Genomic DNA, 19,590 nt, shown 5'->3' with positions numbered 1-19,590 from the left:
CCCCTTACAGAATCAGTTGACGAATATCGCTCAGATAGCGCGCCACGGTCTGGGTGAAGCGCACCCCTTCCGCACCATCAATCACGCGGTGGTCATAGCTGACGGAGAACGGCAGCATCAGCCGCGGCTCGAAGTCGCTGCCATTCCACACAGGCTGCATCTTCGCCTTGGAAACCCCCATAATGCCCACTTCCGGGGCATTGACGATCGGCGTAAAGTTGGTGCCGCCAATCCCACCCAGGCTGGAGATGGTGAAGGTGCCTGCGGACATGTCCGCCGGTGAGAGCTTGCCTTCGCGCGCCTTGGTGCTGAGGGTCATCAGTTCGCGGGACAATTCGAAAATGCCCTTCTGATCCACATCCCGCACTACCGGTACGACCAATCCATTGGGCGTATCCACGGCAATGCCCAGATTGTAGTATTTCTTCACGATCAGGCGCTCGCCGTCTTCAGACAGGGATGCGTTCATATTGGGGAACTGCTTCAGTGCCGCGACCACCGCCTTCATGATGAATACCAGCGGCGTGATCTTGACGCCTTCCTTCTCGGCTTGCGCCTTAAGCCCATTGCGGAAGGCCTCCAGCTCGGTGATGTCCGCTTCGTCGAACTGAGTGACATGGGGCACATTCAGCCAGCAGGCGTGCAGATGCTTGCCGGAAAGCTTTTTGATACGCGACAGCTCCACCTCTTCCACCGGGCCGAATTGACTGAAGTCGGGCAGCTTGATAGCCGGAATGCCGGCACCGCCTGTGGCCGGCGTCAGCTGCTGCGCGCCTTCCATCACCGATTTCACGAACTGCTGTATATCTTCCTTGGTAATACGTCCCTTGGGACCGGTGCCGGTCACCTTGGACAGGTCCACCCCCAGCACACGGGCAAAGGCGCGCACCGCTGGGCTGGCATGGAATTTCGCGCCCATGGGCTGGGCATTCACCGGCTTTTCTTCTTCCTGCGCAGCGGCGGGTTGCGCCGGTGCTGCAGCAGCGGGCTTGGCAGGTTCGGGTTGTGCTGCCGGCTCAGCAGATACCTTCTGCTCAGCTGGGGTTTCCGCTTCGGGTTGAGGCGCTGGCTCAGTACTTTCGTCGGCCACCTCGATTTCCGCAATGGGGTCACCTTCCTTGACCTTGTCGCCTTCCTTCACCAGCACTTTGGTAATGGTGCCGGCATAGGGGGACGGCACTTCCATGGTGGCCTTGTCGGACTCCAGCGTAATGAGCGAGTCGTCCACATCAACGGTGTCACCGGGCTGAACCAGCACCTCAATCACATCGACCGAATCAAAATCGCCAATATCAGGCAGCGTAATCGTCTTGACTGTCATGAGCATTCTTCCTGCACAAAAAGGCCGCACGTCGGCGGCCTGATGGATTGGTTATTACAGATAGAGCGGATAGGTCTTGTCCGCATCAATGCCGTATTTCTCAATGGCGTCCTTCACCACCTTGCGCTCAATCACGCCATCGTCCGCCAGCGCCTTCAGCGCGGCCACAGCAATGTAGTAGCGGTTCACCTCGAAGTGGCGGCGCAGCTTCTGGCGAGTGTCGGAGCGGCCGAAGCCATCGGTGCCGAGCGTGATGTACGTGCCGGGCACAAAGGCACGGATTTTTTCCGGCAGGTCGCGGATGTAGTCCGTCGCCGCCACATAGGGGCCTGCAGCCTTGGACAGCTGTTCAGTCACATACGGCTGTTTCGGCTCGGCATCCGGATGCAGCATGTTCCAGCGTGCCACCTCCTTGCCATCGCGCGCCAGCAGGTTGAAACTGGGCGCTGACCACAGATTGGCAGCCACGCCCCAGTCATCGCGCAGCAGATCGGCTGCAGCAATGGACTCGCGGAAAATGGTGCCGGAACCGAGCAGGTTCACCTGCGGTTGCCCTTTCTTCGCGTCGGCTGCCTTGAACAGATACAGCCCCTTGAGAATGCCTTCTTCCGCCCCTTCCGGCATGGCCGGATGGGTGTAGTTTTCGTTCATGGCGGTGATGTAGTAGAAGACGTCTTCCTTGTCTTCGTACATACGCTTGATGCCGTCGCGGATGATCACGACCATCTCGTAGGCGAACGTCGGATCGTAGCTAAGGCAGTTGGGCACCGCATCGTAGAACAGCAGGTTGTGGCCGTCGTCATGCTGCAGGCCCTCGCCTTCCAGCGTAGTGCGGCCTGCGGTAGCCCCGATAAGGAAGCCGCGGCTGCGCAGGTCGCCTGCCGCCCAAACCAGATCGCCAATGCGCTGGAAGCCGAACATGGAATAGAAAATGTAGAAGGGGATCATGCTGACGCCGTAATTGCTGTATGCGGTCGCAGCGGCGATCCAGTCGGACATGGCGCCGGCTTCGTTAATACCCTCTTCCAGCACCTGCCCTTTCTCGGATTCCTTGTAGTAGGACACCTGATCCTTGTCCACCGGCTCATACAGCTGGCCCGCCGGATCGTAGATACCGATCTGACGGAACAGACCTTCCATGCCGAAGGTGCGCGCCTCATCGGGAATAATGGGCACGATACGATCCTTCAGCTGCTTGTCGCGCAGCAGCGTGGAAAGGATACGAACAAACGCCATGGTGGTGGAAATCTCCCGCTCGCCGGTGCCTTCCAGCAGCGCCTTGAACGCCTCCAGCTTCGGCGCGGACAAGGTGTCGCATTCGCTGGAGCGACTGGGCAGATAGCCGCCCAGTTCCTTGCGGCGCGCATGCATGTACTGCATCAGCTCGGAATCTTCCGGCGGGCGGTAGAAGGGCACATCCTTCTCCAGCTGCTCGTCGGAGATCGGAATGGCAAAGCGGTCGCGGAAATACTTCAGCCCGTCGATATCCAGCTTTTTCTGCTGGTGTGTGGTGTTGGCCGCCTCGCCATAGGGCCCCATGCCGTAGCCCTTGACTGTCTTGGCCAGAATAACGGTCGGCAAATCGGACTCCGTCGCGGCCTTGTAGGCTGCATAGATCTTGCGCGGGCTGTGGCCACCGCGGGTAAGACGGAAGATTTCGTCGTCGGTCCAGTCTTCCACCAGCTTGGCCGTTTCCGAGTACTTGCCGAAGAAGTGCTTGCGCACATAGGCGCCATCCTTCGCCTTGTAGGCCTGGTATTCGCCATCGACCACTTCGCCCATGCGCTGAATCAGCTTGCCGGAGGTATCCTTGGCCAGCAGCTGATCCCAGCCACTGCCCCAGATCACCTTGATCACATTCCAGCCGGCACCACGGAAGAAGGCTTCCAGTTCCTGAATGATCTTGCCGTTGCCACGCACCGGACCGTCAAGACGCTGCAGGTTGCAATTGACCACAAAGATGAGGTTGTTGAGCTTTTCACGGCTGGCCAAATGAATGGCACCGCGGGATTCCGGCTCGTCCATCTCGCCATCGCCCAGGAACGCCCACACCTTGCGCTGATCCGTCTTGGCCAGCCCGCGTGCCTGCATGTATTTCATGAAGCGCGCCTGATAGATGGCCATGATAGGCCCCAAGCCCATGGATACGGTGGGATACTGCCAGAAGTCCGGCATCAGCCAGGGATGCGGATAGGAAGAGAGACCGTGGCCGTCCACTTCCTGACGGAAGTTTTTCAGGTGCTCTTCGTCAAGACGCCCTTCCAGATAGGCACGTGCATACATGCCAGGGGCCGTATGTCCCTGAAAGAAGACCATGTCGTGCCCCTGCTCAGCCTGCGGGCCGCGGAAGAAGTGGTTGAAGCCCACTTCGTACAGGGTACAGCTGGAAGCGTAGGATGCAATATGACCGCCCACGCCGGTGTACTTGTTGGCACGCACCACCATCGCCATCGCATTCCAGCGCAGAATGGCACGCAGACGCTGCTCCAGCTTCAGATCGCCGGGATACTTGGGCTGCTGTTCGAGGGGAATGGTATTGATATAGGGAGTATTGGCTGAATAGGGTGTATCGATACCGAACTGGCGCGCCTTGGCGATCAGGGCATTGATCAGGTGCTGCGCCTTGTCACTGCCTTCAAACTCAACAACGGCCTCAAGGGCTTCAAGCCATTCTTGAGTTTCCTGCGGATCCTGGTCGATAAACTTGTCAGTCATACGCTTACCTCGTTCTCACGGCGCTTTTGGCGCCCGCTTCTGCCCCGGATGAGGACAGGTTAATCACACATGAGCCGGCGCCCCTGTTTGGCACGCCGGCTCATTTTCAATGTTCGGATTGAGCAGAAACACGCGTGTTTTTGTGTCCTGTCAAAAAGATATCTTACCACGAACCCTGACACGGCCCTTCAGGGGGAACCACCATCACTTCAGCCAGAACTGCTGCAGATAGGGTTCCAGTTCGGTCAGGGCTTGTTGATAGACATTGCGCTTGAATTCCACCACTTCCTGAACCGGTACCCACCAGTCCACCCAGCGGTAATCCTCAAATTCCGGCGTCTCATCCTGATCAAAGCGGATATGCGATTCCGGCCCCACCAGGCCGAGCAGAAACCAGATCTGCTTCTGGCCGATGCACACAGGCTCGTTGTGGTGACGCACGAACTGCGCCGGCAGTTCGTAGCGCAGCCAATCGCTGGTACGGCCCAGCACACGCACATCGGCCGGGTTGAGGCCCACCTCTTCCTTTAGCTCACGGAATACCGCCTGCTGCGGGGTTTCATGCTGCTGAATGCCGCCCTGCGGGAGCTGCCAAGCGTCCTGATACACGCGCTTGCCCAGAAACACCTTTCCCTGCGGATTCACCAGCACAATGCCCACATTGGGCCGATATCCCTGTTCATCTATCACGGAGTTGTCGTCCTGACGACAGGTATAATTCGGCATCTTGATACACGATCACAAAGTTTGATTACGGCTATTTTAACGAATCCGACCCGTGCGGGGCGGTCGAGCACAAGGGGACAGCATGGCACTGGCAATCTTCGATCTGGACAACACGTTGCTCGGCGGCGACAGCGACCACCTGTGGGGGGAGTTCGTCATTGAAAAGGGACTGGTGGATCCGGCTGATCACAGACGACAGAACGACCAGTTCTACGCCGATTACTGCAATGGCACGCTGGACATTCACGCCTACCAGCGCTTTGCGCTCGCACCCCTCGTGGGCCGCGATCCCGAGGAACTGGCGCAGTGGCATCGCGAATTCATGCAGCGATACATCGAACCCATTATCCTGCCCAAAGGATTTGAAGCGCTGGAGAAACACCGCAAGGCAGGCGATACGCTGATGATCATCACCGCCACCAATGCCTTTGTTACACGCCCCATTGCCGAGCGCCTCGGCGTAGAGCATCTGCTCGCCACCGAACCAGAACGGGATGAAAACGGCTATTACACCGGCGAAATTGTCGGCATTCCCACCTTTCAACACGGCAAGGTGGAACGCCTGCAGCAGTGGCTGAATGAACATGGCGAGACGCTGGAAGGCAGCTGGTTCTATTCCGACTCCCACAATGACATCCCTCTGCTGGAAGCGGTTGACAATCCTGCGGTCGTTGATCCGGACGACCGGTTGCGGGCTCATGCCGAGCGACAGGGCTGGCCGATTATCTCTTTCCGCTAAAACGAGGCGCTACGCCTGAACAGCCTAGCAGCCATCACGAATCGCACTTCATAGGCATTTAAAGTCAGTCGGGTTCTCTAGATAGATCTCCAGATAAACAAAGCCCCGCACCTGGCGGGGCTTTTTCACGCTGCAGATGCGTGAGAAGTAATCAGGCCAGACCCATCTCTTCCACGATCTGATCAACCCACTGGCTGACGCGCTCTTCGGTCAATTCGGGCTGCTGATCCTCGTCAATGGCAAGCCCCACAAAGAACTCGCCATCCTCGGTCACCGCCTTGGACGCATCGAACTCATAGCCATCCGTGGGCCAGTAGCCGACCGGCTCGGCACCATTTTCCACCGCTACATCGTGCATCATGCCCATGGCATCAAGGAAATATTCGGAGTAATCCGCCTGGTCACCGAGCCCGAAACAGGCCACCTTCTTGCCGGTGAAATCCACTTTCTTGAAGTCGTCCCAGAACTCGTCCCAGCTGCTCTGCAGCTCGCCGTAGTACCACGTGGGCTGACCCAGAATGATGTACTGATACTTGTCGAAATCTTCTGGCGAGGCGGTAGCCACGTCATAAACGTCCACCTGCCCTTCACCAATCTTTTCTTCCAGCTTTTCCTTGATCAGTTCGGCGACGCGCTCGGTGTTGCCGGTATCCGTGCCGTAGAACAGGCCCACTTTTCCAGTCATGGTGTGCTCCTCATAAGGTAAATTGATTGAGTTGATAAAATCATAGCACCGAAGCGGCCCAGCGTCGATAAACTTGCATTATGAATAAGAATAAACAAATAGACTGCTTTCGTTGTCGGCACTTTTATGTCACATGGGATCCCTCTGCGCCGCGGGGCTGTCGGGCCTTCGGCTTCAAGACGAAACTGCTCCCTTCCATAGTCGTTCAGCAAAGTTCCGGCGAGCCGTGCCAACTGTTCGAGCCAAAACAGGATACGAACGCTACAAACACTGGTTCAAAAACGCCAGTTTGAAACCCTCGAACATGCCAACAGCAAGCCGATGGATCGTGCCCGTGCGGGCTTGCCCGCTGACAGGGTTAAGCCCTCCTTTGCCAGTTAAACCGCCTGAACAGACTCGACAGCCGATGCCAGGCAAACGCGGCACCCGGATCCGTCTTGCGACCGGGCGCAATCTCGCTGTGGCCCGCAATCCCTTCGATGGGATAGGCCTGCGCCAACAGCGGTAACACCTGCTCAAGACACCGGTACTGCGCGGCCGTGTAAGGCAGCCAGTCCGCACCCTCCAACTCAATGCCAATGGAAAAGTCATTGCAGCGTTCAAGACCACGCCAATGAGAAAGGCCGGCATGCCAGGCGCGACGATTAAAGGCCACATACTGGGTGATACGCCCCTGACGGTCGATCAGCAGGTGAGCCGAGACACGCAGGTGCGCAATCTGTGCAAAATAGGGGTGCTTCGCCGGATCGAGACGATTGGTAAACAGGTCATCCACATGGGAGCCGCCAAACTCGCCCGGCGGCAGACTGATCCCGTGCACAACAACCAGCCGCGGCTGCACGCCGTCGGGACGGGCATCCTGGTTGGGGCTGGGCAGCCAACGAACAGGCTGCAGGCGATGGTGGCGCAAGGCCAGAGAGGTCTTCATGGCGCATCAGTATAATGGGGTCCATTCACACAATACACGGCATTCCCATGGCGCACTTCGAGCTGACCCCTTCACACATCCGTCCCATCGTGCAACTGGCACTGGAAGAAGATATCGGCTCCGGGGATGTGAGTGCGGCACTGATTCCGGCGGAGACACGAGCTGAAGCGCGCGTCATCAGCCGAGAAGACGCAGTCATCTGTGGACGTCTGTGGTTTGACGAGGTCTTCCAACAGCTCAGCCACGAAGTGGAAATCGAATGGCTGGTCGACGAAGGCGCACAGGTCAAACCCGACCAGCCCATCGTACAACTGCACGGACCGGCACGTGCCCTGCTCAGTGGCGAGCGCACCGCGCTTAACTTTCTCCAGACACTCAGCGGGACCGCCACTGTCACACGCCGTTATGTAGAGGCACTGGGCGACAGCAAAACCCGTCTGCTGGACACGCGCAAGACCTTGCCGGGTCTGCGCCTCGCGCAGAAATACGCCGTACGCTGTGGAGGCGGTCACAATCACCGCCTTGGCCTGCACGACATGATCATGTTGAAGGAAAACCACATTGCCGCAGCGGGCGGCATTCAGGCAGCCGTGCAGCGGGCCCGGGCACAGTTCCCAGACTTAAAGGTAGAGGTAGAAACGGAAACACTGCAAGAAGTGGACGCAGCACTGCAAGCCGGCGCCGACATTATCATGCTGGACAATTTCGATATTCCCACCGTGTGCGAGGCGCTTGAGCGCATCAAGGGCCGCGCGCTGACCGAACTGTCCGGCAATGTCACGCTCGACACCCTACCCCAATTGGCGAAACTGGGGGTTGATTTCATTTCCACCGGCGCCATTACCAAGCATGTGCGCGCCATTGACCTTTCCATGAGAATTGTCAATGAATGAACACATCATCCTCGCTATCGCCGCCCTGCTTGGGGTGAGCATGGTGGTGGTCGCCCTTGCGCACCGCCTGCACATGCCGGCCATCCTCGGCTATATCCTTGTGGGAATGCTGGTGGGGCCGGACGGTCTGGGCTGGATACAGAGTGACAAGACCATTCACCTGCTGGCCGAGGTGGGTATCGTCTTTCTGCTGTTTTCCATCGGGCTGGAATTTTCCGTGCCGCAGATGCTGGCACTGCGTCGGCACGTGTTCGGCATGGGTACGCTTCAGGTGGTGCTGACGACGCTGGTGATTTTTCTGTTGGCCATCGTCTTTTTCGAGCTGGATACCACGCAGGCGTTTGTCATCGGCTCAGCGCTGGCACTCTCCTCCACCGCCATTGTCATCAAGCAGCTGGCCGATCAGGGTGAGCTGCAGTCCCGCCATGGCAGGGCGGCCGTAGGCATTCTGATCTTTCAGGACCTGATGGCCATCCCGCTGCTCATCGTGGTGCCCGCACTGGGCAACCCAGTTGAAGGCCAGCTGGCCACCACGCTTGCCTGGTCATTGCTGAAGGGACTGGGCGTCACCGCCCTGCTTCTGTTGGCCGGGCGCTATGTGTTACGCCCTCTGTTTCACGAGGTGGCCCACAGCCGCAGCGAGGAACTGTTCACCCTCACCGTTCTGACCGTAGCCCTGCTCGCCGCGGCTCTCGCCGAAAGCGCCGGCATCAGCATGACGCTGGGTGCCTTTATTGCCGGCATGATGCTGGGAGAAACCGAGTATCGCCATCAGATCGAATCGGACATCCGACCCTTCCGCGACGTGCTGCTGGGGCTGTTCTTCATTACCGTCGGCATGGGGCTTTCGTTCAAGGTATTGGGTGCAAATTTCGTCTGGATCCTTGCGCTCACGCTTGCCATCATGGCGCTGAAAACCCTCGTCATTCTGCTGGTCGGCTGGCTGATGCGCAAACCGCTCGGCGTCAGTCTGCGCACCGCCCTGTCGTTGAATCAGGTCGGCGAGTTCGGCCTGGTACTGCTGACGCTGGCTGGCAGCTACGCCCTGCTGGATGAGTTGACACTGCAATGGATCATGACCGCTGCCGTGCTCTCCATGATGATGGCCCCCATCCTCATCAAATTCAATGGCGTGATCGCCAAACGGCTCGATCTCAGCTATGGTCAGGAACTGGTCAACCGTGAAGAAGAAATCCGCGAAGAAACCGACTGGATGAAGAACCACGTCATCCTGTGCGGCTTTGGCCGGGTCGGCCAGATGACGGCACGCTTTCTGAAGGAAGCACACGAGCCTTATCTTGCACTGGATCTGGACATCAGCCGCGTGCATCTGGCCAAACAGGCCGGTGAGCCCGTGTTTTACGGCAACAGCTCACGGCCCAGCATTCTCGAAGCGGCCCACATCGACCGCGCCCGCCTTGTCAGCATCACCTATGGCGACGTGCAGATGGCGCTGAAAACCCTTGAAGCCGTGCGCCGCCTGCGTCCCGATATTCCTGTGATGGTACGCCTGCGCGACGACCGCCATTACGAAGAATTCTTGCAGGCCGGCGCCACCGAAGTTATCTCCGACACTTTTGAGGCCAGCCTGCTGCTGAGCGCCGAAATTCTCCTTAAGCTGGGCCATAGCGAAACCGAAGTGCTCAACGCCATCGAGCTAGCGCGCAAGCACCATGAAGAAGTGCTGGAAGGCTTCTATCAGGGCGAAGGCAACCTGACGCGCCTGAAGGATCAAGGCATTCGCAAGCTGACCCGTACCGTGCCGCTCACGGCAGACAGCTACGCGACCGGCCGCACCATCGGCGACCTGAATCTGCAGGACATGAACGTCAAGGTGCAGGCGGTCAAACGCGGCCACATCCGTGGCGAAAACCCGGAAGACGCCACCCGCCTGCGCGACGAGGATGTGGTCGTACTGGTGGGCGAGCCGGAAGATCTCGAACGCGCCGAGCACTTCCTACAGTCCGGCAAATAACGTTGGCTAGCCCTTGGGGCACACCAGTTCGAACGCCCAGCCGCCGTCCGGCATGTTAACCGCATCCAGCCGCCCATGACAGGCGCGGGCGAAGTTCTGCCGCGCCAGATACAGCCCCAGCCCCAGCCCACTTTCACTGGTGGTCCAGAAGGGTTCGAACATGCGCACCCGCTGTTCTGCAGTAAGGGGCTGTTGCATCGAAGCATCGCGCAAACGCATCACCACGCCTACGCCCTGATCCTCGATCCAGATCCGAACAGGTTCATTGCGCTCGCCATGGTGGATAAAATTCTCCAGAACACCCTGCAACCCCTGTTCAAACAGCGCTTCATAAGCCTTGAGCGTTGCATCACCTTCGATAGCTACCTGAACATCAACCATGCGCGCCACCAGCTGAATGCGTTCGCTCAAGGCAAAGGTCTGCTGTTCAGCCGTATCGATATTTTTCTGGGTCAGAAAGCGCAGGATGCGCTGGGCACGATGTTCCAACGAGGGCAGCACACCCCGCAAACGGTTTACCAGCTTAAGGACACACTCGGAATCATCACAGCGATCAATCTGGCTGTTCAGCAAGGTAAGGAACTGAGCCAGGTTTTTCAAATCATGTTTATAAAACATTTCATAGCGTTGCATCTGTTGTTGGGATAGATGCAACTGGGCAACACGACCATTGAGCTGCGCAGCCAGCAGGCGCAGCCAGAGCTGCTTGACGACCTGAAAAAGGGCTTCTCGCTCCCCACGAAGCGAACTTTTGGGGCACAACAGGACAGTTGCCTGAAGCTCGCCTTCACCCAGGCTGAAAACTTCGCATCCTTTTTCCTCCTGGTCTGCAGAGCGTCCCGATACGGTATCCCCCAGCTGCAATACTTCACCAAACCAGTTCAGGCGAACATGCAGTTTGTCCGCGCCTGCCCGCTTCATCCATGCCAGAGTGGATTTGATGAATTCGATGGGATCATTGCGGGCATCTTCATCCAGATGGACCAACTGCTGAATCAGGTACTCCACTTCCTTTGCCTGCATGTGCAGGTAGTAGGCAGCGGCAATAAGGGTGACACCGGCCACCACCAGAATAAGCGGCAACAGCAGCGTCAGTTCCATAACGGCTTACCCATCCTTTTGTGGACGCTTGATGCCATATTTCTTCAGCAGGTAATAGACGTTTTCCCGATTCAGGTTCAGGCGACGGGCGGTTTCATGGATTTTGTAGGCCGATTCTTCCAGTACCTGCCGCAGCAACTGCTCCTCGGCACGATTGCGCACCGGCTTGACACCTTCTCCCACCGGCAGGGTAAGCGTAAGCTTCTCTTCACCGGCTTCGTTGCGCAAACGCTGTTCATTATCCAGAAACAGCAGCGCACGCTCGAGGGCGTGCAATAGCCGCCCTTCCTCCACGGGTTTGGAAAGATAATCGAACGCACCATGACGGATGGCTGCATAGGCCGATTCACTGCGGTTCTGTCCCGTCAGCACGATGGTTTTGAGTCGACGCGGATGCTGCTGCAGCCAGTCCAGTACCTGAAGGCCCTCTTCCAATGTGTGCTCGTGAGGCGGCATGCCCATATCCAGAAACACAACGTCAAACGCGTGCTGATGCAGCTGTGCCACAGCACAGTGGCGATCCCGTGCCAGAGCGACATCGTGCCCCTCCCCCTCCAGCAGCAGGGCCAGCATATTGCGCAGTGCTGCATCATCATCAACAACCAGTATCTGCGCCATATAACCCTCTCACAAAAAACCCCGCAGTGCGGGGTTTTCATTACATGCATTACATGGTGTACTGATTCTGAATGAAGCGGCTCATTTCGAGAAAGCGCGCATTCATCTCTTTCTGCAGTCTGTGGCCATTGCGAATGATCGCCCGCATAATGTGATAGCAGGTCACCGGTGCGTTTTCCACCAGCGATTCGAAATCTTCCCGCTTAATGGTAATAACCTCGGTCGATTTAAGTGCCTTCAGGGTCAGTGTATGAGGCGACCCGTCCACAAAGGCCATTTCACCGGCGATGGCGCCTTCCTTGAGGGTGGCGATGTCCACCCAGCGACCGCCCTCATCCTTGCCCACGGCAACCTTTCCGGAGACGATCACATACAGGGTATTGTCCTGATCACCTTCCTGATAGAGCACATCTCCCGCATTCAGAGTTTGGTGGCGTGTAATGGTCGCCAGAAGCTGGGCGTCCTGATCGGACAGGTCCTGCCCCAGTACGGATTGCTTGATGATTTCTGCATCAGCCTGTTGACTCATGTTTCAACTCCTTCGATGAACGTGGCCGGAGACTACTTGTAGGTTTCTACCGGGAAAAAGGCATCCACCCATGCCCCCATGGCGATAATGAAGATAAACGCCAGTATGGACACCACAATCAGCGCCCAGGCCACCTTGTTGTCATAAAACTTCTCTTTCCATTCCTTGTGGGCGATATAGGGCCACATCATGTACACAAACAGTACACCGCTGCCCACGGCGATAATCAGAACGCTCCACTCCAGCCATGCCGGCATGTGTCCTGCGTTCATCCTGTCTGCTCCATCAGGTCGGTATGGAAATTCACCAGCAGCTGGTAGTAGATCTCGGTGAGAATCCGCAGATCGTCCACCGCCACATGCTCATCCACCTTGTGAATGGTGGCATTCAATGGGCCCAGCTCAATCACCTGCGCACCTGTCTGAGCGATAAAGCGGCCATCGGACGTCCCCCCTCCGGTGGACAATGATGGCATCTGTCCGGTGACCGATTCAATCGCCTTGCGCACATGGCGCACCAGTGTGCCATCCCGTTGCGTCAGAAATGGCAGCCCCGACAGGGACCAGTCCAGATCATGTTTCAAGCCGTGCTCATCAAGGATGGCGTGCACACGCTGCTTGAGGGACTCGGGCGTCTGCTCGGTGGAAAAGCGGAAATTGAACGACACCTGCAGGTGCCCGGGAATTACATTGGTGGCCCCGGTACCGGCATGGATATTGGAAATCTGGAACGATGTGGGCGGAAAATCCTCATTGCCCTCATCCCATACCTCCGACACCAGCGCCTGCAGCGCCGGCGCAAAACGGTGCACCGGGTTTTCAGCCAGATGGGGGTAGGCAATGTGCCCCTGTACGCCATGAATGGTCAGCTCACCCGACAGGGAGCCGCGGCGGCCGTTTTTGATTTCGTCCCCGACCCGCTTCACGCTGGAAGGTTCACCCACCAGACAGTACTCAAAGCGTTCGTTGCGTGTACCCAGTTCACGCAGCACGGCAGCGGTACCATCCACCGCGGGGCCTTCCTCGTCGGAGGTGATCAGATACCCCAGCGACAGCGGCGTATCGGGAAAGTCGTGCAGAAAACGGGTGGTGGCGGCGATAAAGCAGGCGATGCTGCCTTTCATGTCCGCCGCACCGCGAGCATAGAGCTTGTCACCCTCAATAACAGCCTCGAACGGTGGATGTGTCCAGTCTTCCACCGGCCCGGGCGGCACCACATCCGTATGCCCGGCAAACACCAGCATGGGGCCAGTGCGTCGGCGCGTGGCCCACAGGTTTTTCACTTCACCGAACGGCATGCGCTCACAGGAAAAGTCCAGCTCTTCCAGATGACTGGCAATCAGCTCCTGACAGCCGCCGTCCTCAGGCGTAATGGAGGGAATGCGCAAGAGGTGCTGGGCCAGCTTGACAGGATCGATCATGCCAGTACCTCCGCCCAGCGTTCGGGATCAAATCCCACCAGGATCTGTCCATCCACATCCAGCAGGGGGCGTTTAATCAGCGTGGGGTGCGCTGCCAGCCCCTGCAGATCACCATTCAGAATGGCTGCACGTGCTGCCCCGTCCAGCTGTCGCCACGTGGCACTGCGGGTATTAACCAGCGTTTTCAGGCCCACCGCCTGCAGCCAGCGTTGCAGCAGTGCTTCATCAAGCCCGTCCTTGCGCAGATCCCAGAAACGGTAGAGCACCCCCCGCTCTTCAAGCCACTTGCGCGCGGCACGCACCTTGTCGCAGTTGGGAATGCCGTAAAGGATAATCTCAGACACCGCGCAGCAACTCGTTGATGCCCACCTTGCTCAGCGTCTTGGCGTCCACCTTCTTGACGATCACGGCGCAGTAGAGGCTGTAGCTGCCATCCCTGGACGGCAGGGAGCCGGACACCACCACGGAACCCGCCGGTACGCGGCCGTAGTGGATTTCACCGGTTTCGCGGTCGTAGATGCGCGTGGACTGACCGATGTACACACCCATGGAAATGACGGAGCCCTCCTCCACAATCACACCTTCAACAATCTCGGAACGGGCACCGATAAAGCAGTTGTCCTCGATGATGGTGGGCGCAGCCTGCAACGGCTCCAGCACACCACCAATGCCGACACCGCCGGACAGGTGCACGTTCTTGCCGATCTGCGCACAGGAACCCACCGTCGCCCAGGTATCCACCATGGTGCCTTCATCCACATAGGCGCCGATGTTCACGTAGGAAGGCATCAGCACCGCACCCTTGGCAATGAAGCTACCCTTGCGCGCCATCGCAGGAGGCACAACTCGGATGCCAGCGGTACGGAAATCGTCTTCATTCCAGTCAGCAAACTTGGACGGCACCTTGTCGAAATACTTGGTATCCGGGGCTTCGATTACATGATTGTCTTCCAGACGGAAGGAGAGCAGCACCGCCTTTTTCAGCCATTCATTGACCTTCCACTGGCCAACACCTTCGCGCTCGGCCACGCGCAGCTTGCCGGAATCCAGCAGGTTGATGGCCTCCGCGACGGCTTCACGCACCTGTGCCGGGGCGTTGGTGGGCGTATACTCGGCTCGGTTTTCAAATGCCTGTTCGATGGTATTCTGCAGATCCTGATACATGCGCAGTGACTCCTTGATTCCATAAAAACAATAACACGCTATTATAAGGCAGCTGCGCAAGGTTTCTGAATGCGCTTGCGTTGCGGTGCGATGACGGCAGATACCAGGCACGAGCCGCAGGGTTGGAGAGTCCAAATCCAAAGTGAGCAACACAGCTGATGCCGCCATCCCGCCGCAACCCGAAGGGCCAGGGCGACTCTGGCCCAGTGCGGCGTTGTGGCTCGCTTACGTGGAATGACCGTGCCGCACTCGCCACACCTTGCCTTAGACCCTATCGCCATGGTCGCGACCGTTCAGAAACTTTGCGGAGGTGCCACTTTCATGACAGGAGCATTTTGAGCATGGCCGTAATCGGACTTGACCACGTCAGCATTCTCGTCAGCGATGCAGAAAAGGCTTACGCCTTCTACCACAAGGTGCTGGGACTGACCACCCTGCCCCGCCCCAATCTGGGCTTTCCCGGCTACTGGCTGGATCTGAACGATGGTCGCAGCCTGCACCTGATGCAGCTGCCTAATCCCTATAGTGGAGCTGAAAAACCGGCGCACGGCGGGCGTGACATGCACTTTGCCCTGCGCGTGGATGATCTTGCCTGGCATGCCGAACAGCTCGAACAGCTGCAGATTCCGTTCACGCGCAGCAAATCGGGGCGAAAGGCCCTGTTTTTCCGCGATCTGGACGGCAACGCAGTAGAACTTTTCGAGCCCTGAAAAAACCGACCCTGAAAAAGTCGGGGACCCCCCCTACAGCAACAGATTGTCCAGCAGGCGGGTGCTACCCAGACGAGCAGCGGCTAACAGGATTGCATTGTCCACCACCTGTGTCGGTGCCAGCGTGGCCTGATCGCACAGGGCGAAATAATCCACCTGATCAAACCCCGCCTTGAGCAGGCGCGCCTGCGCCTGTTCCTGAACTATCTGGGGCACCACACCAGAACGCAACTGCGCTGCCGCCCAGGTCAGCGTGGCGTTCAGCTGCGGTGCAATGGCGCGCTGGCGTGCATCCAGATACTGATTGCGTGAACTCATGGCCAGACCATCCGCCTCCCGTGCAATGGGCACGCGCACGATTTCGATGGGGTAATTCAGCTCGGCCACCATGGTTTCGATAATGCGCAGCTGCTGAAAGTCCTTCTGCCCAAAGGCGGCCGCATCCGGCTGCACGATATTGAACAGCTTGCTCACCACGGTGGCGACCCCATCAAAGTGACCGGGACGACTGGCGCCTTCCCAGCGGGCTGCCAGCTCCGGGGCCGCCAGTACGCGCGTCGCCTGCGGCCAGGTGGGATACATGGCTTCCACGGCCGGGTGAAACATGACATCCACACCCGCCGCTTCCAGTGCGGCGCGGTCAGCATCGAAGGTGCGCGGATAACGCTCGAAATCCTCGCTGGGACCAAACTGCAGCGGATTGACGAAGACGCTGACCACCAGGCGGTCGCAACACGGCATCAACGCATCCACCAGCGAAAGATGACCGGCGTGCAGGTTGCCCATGGTGGGCACGAAACCCACCCGCTCACCGGCCGCCTTCCAGACGCGCACCTGCTGCTGCAGGGTTTCGATCTTTTCGATAACCTGCGTGCTCATGATTCAGGGAATGTTCCGTTCTTGACAGCCTCGACATAGGCACGCAAGGCGCTCTGAACCGAATCGGCACCCGCCATAAAGTTGCGCGCAAACGAGGGCGTGCGCCCGATGGTCAGTCCCAGCACATCCTGCAACACCAGCACCTGACCGTCGGTATCCGGCCCACTGCCAATGCCGATGACGGGAACGGCATGGCTGTGGCTGATGGTTTCTGCCGTTTCCGAACGGACACATTCCAGCACCAGCATTTCCGCACCGGCCTGTACCAGCGCATCGGCTGCTGCAATCAGGGCTTCATCCGCCTCCACGGTGCGATACCCGTGTCGCAGCACCGACTGTGGCAGCAGCCCCAGATGACCGCACACCGGCACACCCAGTTCAGCCAGGCGATGCACCAGGGGCAGCACCGGCAATCCGCCCTCCACCTTGACCATGTTGGCACCGGCCTGAATCAGCGCCTGAGCGGCTTCCAGCCCTTTTGCCAGTGTCGCATCGCTCATGAAGGGCACATCCGCCACAATCCATGCATCAGGCGCACCCCGTGCCACCATTTCGGTGTGATACACCATCTGTTCAAGCGTAACCGGCAGCGTCGTGGCGTGCCCCTGCACCACCATACCGAGGGAATCGCCGACAAGAATCACTTCGCACCCCGCCTGCGCCACCCAGTGGGCCATGTTGGCGTCATAGGCGGTCAGACAGGCGATCTTCTCGCCGTTCTGTTTCAGTTGCTTGAGTTGTGCAAGGGTCATAGGCGTTCCTGAATAAAGTGATCGGGCAACTGCGCCAGCATCTCGCTGACGGAGCCCTTCCCGGGAACCATCCAGTCAGGGGCAATCTCCGCCAGCGGCACCAGCACAAAGTCCCGTTTATGCAGCCACGGGTGCGGCACGGTCAGATCATCCGATTGTATCACCGCATCGCCATACAGCAGCAGATCCAGGTCGATTTCGCGCGCCTGCCAGTGCCCCCGCTTGATCTTGCCCAAATCGCGTTCAATGGCCTGCAGGGCGGCCAGCAGTGCATGGGGGGCCAGCGTTGTTTCGATCAGGGCACAGGCATTGACGTAATCCGGTTGCTCGGCATCCCCCTGGGGTGCCGAGCGGTAAAAACTTGATGTCGCCGTCAGACTAATCGCATCGTGCGCCTGCAGCCGTTGTAGCGCAGCCTGCAATTGCGAAATCGGATCACCCAGATTGCTGCCCAGACCAATGGCGGCTTGCACAGTGCTCATGCGTCGCCTGCCGCGCCTCCAGACGCCGACGCATTCTGATCGGATGAGGCATTCGCCGCCCCATTGCCCGCCTCGCCTGCACGGCGGCGGTAGGGGTTACGATTGCGTCGACGGCGCTTGCGCTTGCGTTTGGGGCGTGCCACCTGTGCGGCAAAGGCCACACGCTCCACCGGCGACAGGGCCTGATACTCAGTCCACCAGGCATGCAGGGCCTTGAGCGCCTCATCGCCACTGGCTTCTGCGCGCAGCCCCAGCAGATCATAGGCGGCGCGAAAGCGGGGATGCTCCATCAGGCGAGCCGCTCGCTCGCCGTGGCGGTTGGGCAGGCGCAGCTGCAGATGCCAGATATCGCGCACCTGCTGGGTAAAGCGCCGCGGTACGGCAATATGCTTCATCTGCTCGGCAATGACAGCATCCGCCGCCTTGGCCATGGCTTCCTGCGGACTGTGTTCGGCCAGCAGGGGCTGCATGCGCCGCTCCAACACGCTCCATAGCATGAAGGCAAATAGGAACGCCGGGTTCACCCCCTTGCCGATCTGCAGGCGCCGCTCGGTGCTCTGCAACCCGGCCACCACCAATGCAGCCACTGCTTCGTCTTCATCGAGCAGCGCATCCGTGACCGGAAAGAGGTGGCGGAACAGATCGTAATGACGCAGCTTTTCAAACACCTCCACCGCCTGACGGTTATGAAACAGCTTGAGTGTTTCCTCGAACAGACGCGCCGGAGACACTTCTGCCAGCAGAGCACCCATTTCCCGCAGGGGCTTTTCCGTTTGCGGCTCAATATTGAAACCCAGCTTTACCGCAAAACGCACTGCTCGAATAGTGCGCACCGGGTCCTCGCGGTAGCGGGTTTCCGGATCGCCGATCAGGCGCAGCTGCCCGTTGCGCAGGTCATTGAGGCCACCGGTATAGTCGATGATGGAGAAGTTGCGAATGTCGTAATACAGGGCATTGACAGTAAAGTCGCGCCGCCACACATCCTCTTCCAGGGTGCCGTACACATTGTCGTAGATGATACGGCCCTGCCCGTCCGTCTTGCGCTGCCCTTCCCCCTGCCCGCGGAAGGTGGCCACCTCCACATAGTTGTCACGACCAAAATAGACATGAGCCAGACGAAAGCGCCGCCCAATGATGCGGCACTTGCGCCCGAAAACGCGCTTGATCTCCTCAGGGCGCGCATTGGTGACCACGTCAAAATCCTTCGGCTCCAGCCCCAGCAGCAGATCGCGCACCCCACCACCCACCAGATAGGCGTCATAGCCGGCACGCTTCAGGCCATACAGCACATCCAGCGCCGGCTTGTCGATCATCTTGCGAGAAATGTTGTGCTCACTGCGCGGCACGCGGATGGGCGCAGTTGCATTCTGGGCAGAGACCTGCGCCGATGAATCCTTCCGAGGGGAAAAAAGTTTTTTGACTGCATTGACCCAGCGCTGCATGGGCACCTACCCTGATAGAAAAATTAACGGTTATTCTATCACTGATGCAAAAACCACTGCTCTCGCGCACGCTGGTTGCCATCCAGTTTGGCGCCATCCTTCTTCTGCTGCTCACCGGCCCCTGGTTCGCCCACAGCCTGTGGGGGCTCGCCCTGCAGGGCCTCGGTGTTGCCGTCGGCCTCTGGGGCGTGCTGACCATGCAGCGCTTCAACATTGTGCCGGACCCTCGCCCCGACTGCGAACTGGTGTGCCACGGGCCCTATCGCTGGATCCGACACCCCATGTACCTGTCCATCATTCTGTTCTTCAGTCCGCCGGTCGTAGAAACGCCAACCACACTGCGGCTGGGTGTTTTTGCGATACTGATTGCCGATCTGCTGATCAAACTCAGTTATGAAGAACGCCTGCTGTGCACGCAGGTCGATGGCTACAGCGACTACTGCCGCCGCAGCAAGCGTCTGCTGCCCTTCATCTGGTAAAATCCGCACCGTTTCATCTTCACGAGGCAGCG

The 19,590-nt window shown here is 58.7% G+C and carries 21 protein-coding genes; 5 read left to right on the top strand and 16 right to left on the bottom strand.

What is annotated here, in order from left to right:
• Positions 1–4: 4 nt before the first annotated feature.
• From aceF to BUQ81_RS04005, 3 genes are all read right to left on the bottom strand, one after another.
• Positions 5–1,321: a dihydrolipoyllysine-residue acetyltransferase gene (aceF, locus tag BUQ81_RS04015; protein ID WP_074201109.1), complete on the bottom strand. Its 1,317-nt coding sequence runs from the start codon at positions 1,319–1,321 to the stop codon at positions 5–7.
• Positions 1,322–1,375: 54 nt separating this feature from the next.
• The gene (gene aceE / locus BUQ81_RS04010; RefSeq protein WP_074201108.1) at positions 1,376–4,036 is read right to left on the bottom strand and encodes a pyruvate dehydrogenase (acetyl-transferring), homodimeric type; all 2,661 of its coding nucleotides are present in this window, start codon (positions 4,034–4,036) and stop codon (positions 1,376–1,378) included.
• Positions 4,037–4,240: 204 nt separating this feature from the next.
• A complete protein-coding gene (locus BUQ81_RS04005; protein ID WP_074201415.1) occupies positions 4,241–4,726 on the bottom strand; it encodes an RNA pyrophosphohydrolase in 486 nt (161 codons plus the stop codon).
• 118 nt (positions 4,727–4,844) lie between these two features.
• Here BUQ81_RS04005 and BUQ81_RS04000 point away from each other — a divergent pair, with 118 nt between their 5' ends.
• Entirely contained in the window at positions 4,845–5,501 is a 657-nt protein-coding gene (locus BUQ81_RS04000; RefSeq protein WP_074201107.1) for a histidinol-phosphatase, read from the top strand.
• 151 nt (positions 5,502–5,652) lie between these two features.
• On the opposite strand, the gene BUQ81_RS03995 is transcribed toward BUQ81_RS04000, so the two are convergent.
• Together BUQ81_RS03995 and ampD are read right to left on the bottom strand one after the other, a co-directional pair.
• Entirely contained in the window at positions 5,653–6,186 is a 534-nt protein-coding gene (locus BUQ81_RS03995; RefSeq protein ID WP_074201106.1) for a flavodoxin, read from the bottom strand.
• Positions 6,187–6,544: 358 nt separating this feature from the next.
• Complete coding sequence (ampD, locus tag BUQ81_RS03985) at positions 6,545–7,114, bottom strand: 1,6-anhydro-N-acetylmuramyl-L-alanine amidase AmpD (protein WP_074201104.1); 570 nt, start codon at positions 7,112–7,114, stop codon at positions 6,545–6,547.
• A 14-nt stretch (positions 7,115–7,128) separates the two neighbouring features.
• On the opposite strand from ampD, the gene nadC reads away from it, so the two are divergent.
• Positions 7,129–8,007: a carboxylating nicotinate-nucleotide diphosphorylase gene (nadC, locus tag BUQ81_RS03980; RefSeq protein ID WP_234947337.1), complete on the top strand. Its 879-nt coding sequence runs from the start codon at positions 7,129–7,131 to the stop codon at positions 8,005–8,007.
• Positions 8,000–9,982, top strand: a complete 1,983-nt coding sequence (locus tag BUQ81_RS03975) for a monovalent cation:proton antiporter family protein (RefSeq protein WP_074201102.1) — start codon at positions 8,000–8,002, stop codon at positions 9,980–9,982. The genes nadC and BUQ81_RS03975 overlap by 8 nt, the downstream gene beginning before the upstream one ends.
• Before the next feature lie 6 nt (positions 9,983–9,988).
• Here BUQ81_RS03975 and BUQ81_RS03970 read toward each other — a convergent pair whose 3' ends face one another.
• The 7 genes from BUQ81_RS03970 to dapD are packed head-to-tail and all read right to left on the bottom strand — an operon-like array spanning position 9,989 to position 14,814.
• Positions 9,989–11,083: a sensor histidine kinase gene (locus tag BUQ81_RS03970; protein WP_074201101.1), complete on the bottom strand. Its 1,095-nt coding sequence runs from the start codon at positions 11,081–11,083 to the stop codon at positions 9,989–9,991.
• Positions 11,084–11,089: 6 nt separating this feature from the next.
• A complete protein-coding gene (locus tag BUQ81_RS03965) occupies positions 11,090–11,701 on the bottom strand; it encodes a response regulator (protein ID WP_074201100.1) in 612 nt (203 codons plus the stop codon).
• Positions 11,702–11,750: 49 nt separating this feature from the next.
• Entirely contained in the window at positions 11,751–12,230 is a 480-nt protein-coding gene (locus BUQ81_RS03960) for a Crp/Fnr family transcriptional regulator (RefSeq protein ID WP_074201099.1), read from the bottom strand.
• A 32-nt stretch (positions 12,231–12,262) separates the two neighbouring features.
• Complete coding sequence (locus tag BUQ81_RS03955) at positions 12,263–12,502, bottom strand: hypothetical protein (RefSeq protein ID WP_074201098.1); 240 nt, start codon at positions 12,500–12,502, stop codon at positions 12,263–12,265.
• Entirely contained in the window at positions 12,499–13,650 is a 1,152-nt protein-coding gene (gene dapE, locus BUQ81_RS03950) for a succinyl-diaminopimelate desuccinylase (protein ID WP_074201097.1), read from the bottom strand. The genes BUQ81_RS03955 and dapE overlap by 4 nt, the downstream gene beginning before the upstream one ends.
• Positions 13,647–13,994 carry a Spx/MgsR family RNA polymerase-binding regulatory protein gene (locus BUQ81_RS03945; protein WP_074201096.1) on the bottom strand — a complete coding sequence of 116 codons (348 nt, stop codon included), beginning with the start codon at positions 13,992–13,994 and terminating at the stop codon, positions 13,647–13,649. The genes dapE and BUQ81_RS03945 overlap by 4 nt, the downstream gene beginning before the upstream one ends.
• The gene (gene dapD, locus BUQ81_RS03940) at positions 13,987–14,814 is read right to left on the bottom strand and encodes a 2,3,4,5-tetrahydropyridine-2,6-dicarboxylate N-succinyltransferase (protein WP_074201095.1); all 828 of its coding nucleotides are present in this window, start codon (positions 14,812–14,814) and stop codon (positions 13,987–13,989) included. Before dapD ends, BUQ81_RS03945 begins: the two co-directional genes overlap by 8 nt.
• 341 nt (positions 14,815–15,155) lie before the next feature.
• Between dapD and BUQ81_RS03935 the strand changes: the two genes are divergently transcribed.
• Positions 15,156–15,524, top strand: coding sequence for a VOC family protein (locus BUQ81_RS03935; protein WP_200770546.1), 369 nt, complete (start codon positions 15,156–15,158; stop codon positions 15,522–15,524).
• 33 nt (positions 15,525–15,557) lie between these two features.
• On the opposite strand, the gene panC is transcribed toward BUQ81_RS03935, so the two are convergent.
• From panC to pcnB, 4 genes are read right to left on the bottom strand one after another with little or no spacing between them, the layout of a single operon-like run.
• Complete coding sequence (gene panC / locus BUQ81_RS03930) at positions 15,558–16,403, bottom strand: pantoate--beta-alanine ligase (protein WP_074201093.1); 846 nt, start codon at positions 16,401–16,403, stop codon at positions 15,558–15,560.
• Positions 16,400–17,155, bottom strand: coding sequence for a 3-methyl-2-oxobutanoate hydroxymethyltransferase (gene panB / locus BUQ81_RS03925; RefSeq protein ID WP_074201092.1), 756 nt, complete (start codon positions 17,153–17,155; stop codon positions 16,400–16,402). The genes panC and panB overlap by 4 nt, the downstream gene beginning before the upstream one ends.
• Positions 17,152–17,637, bottom strand: coding sequence for a 2-amino-4-hydroxy-6-hydroxymethyldihydropteridine diphosphokinase (gene folK / locus BUQ81_RS03920; RefSeq protein ID WP_074201091.1), 486 nt, complete (start codon positions 17,635–17,637; stop codon positions 17,152–17,154). Before folK ends, panB begins: the two co-directional genes overlap by 4 nt.
• Positions 17,634–19,079, bottom strand: a complete 1,446-nt coding sequence (pcnB, locus tag BUQ81_RS03915) for a polynucleotide adenylyltransferase PcnB (protein WP_074201090.1) — start codon at positions 19,077–19,079, stop codon at positions 17,634–17,636. The genes folK and pcnB overlap by 4 nt, the downstream gene beginning before the upstream one ends.
• A 44-nt stretch (positions 19,080–19,123) precedes the next feature.
• Between pcnB and BUQ81_RS03910 the strand changes: the two genes are divergently transcribed.
• The gene (locus tag BUQ81_RS03910; protein WP_074201089.1) at positions 19,124–19,558 is read left to right on the top strand and encodes a methyltransferase family protein; all 435 of its coding nucleotides are present in this window, start codon (positions 19,124–19,126) and stop codon (positions 19,556–19,558) included.
• The last annotated feature ends 32 nt before the right edge of the window (positions 19,559–19,590 follow it).

The organism is Sulfurivirga caldicuralii (assembly GCF_900141795.1).
GTDB classification, from domain to species: domain Bacteria; phylum Pseudomonadota; class Gammaproteobacteria; order Thiomicrospirales; family Thiomicrospiraceae; genus Sulfurivirga; species Sulfurivirga caldicuralii.
This window is presented reverse-complemented; position numbering and strand designations above follow the sequence as displayed.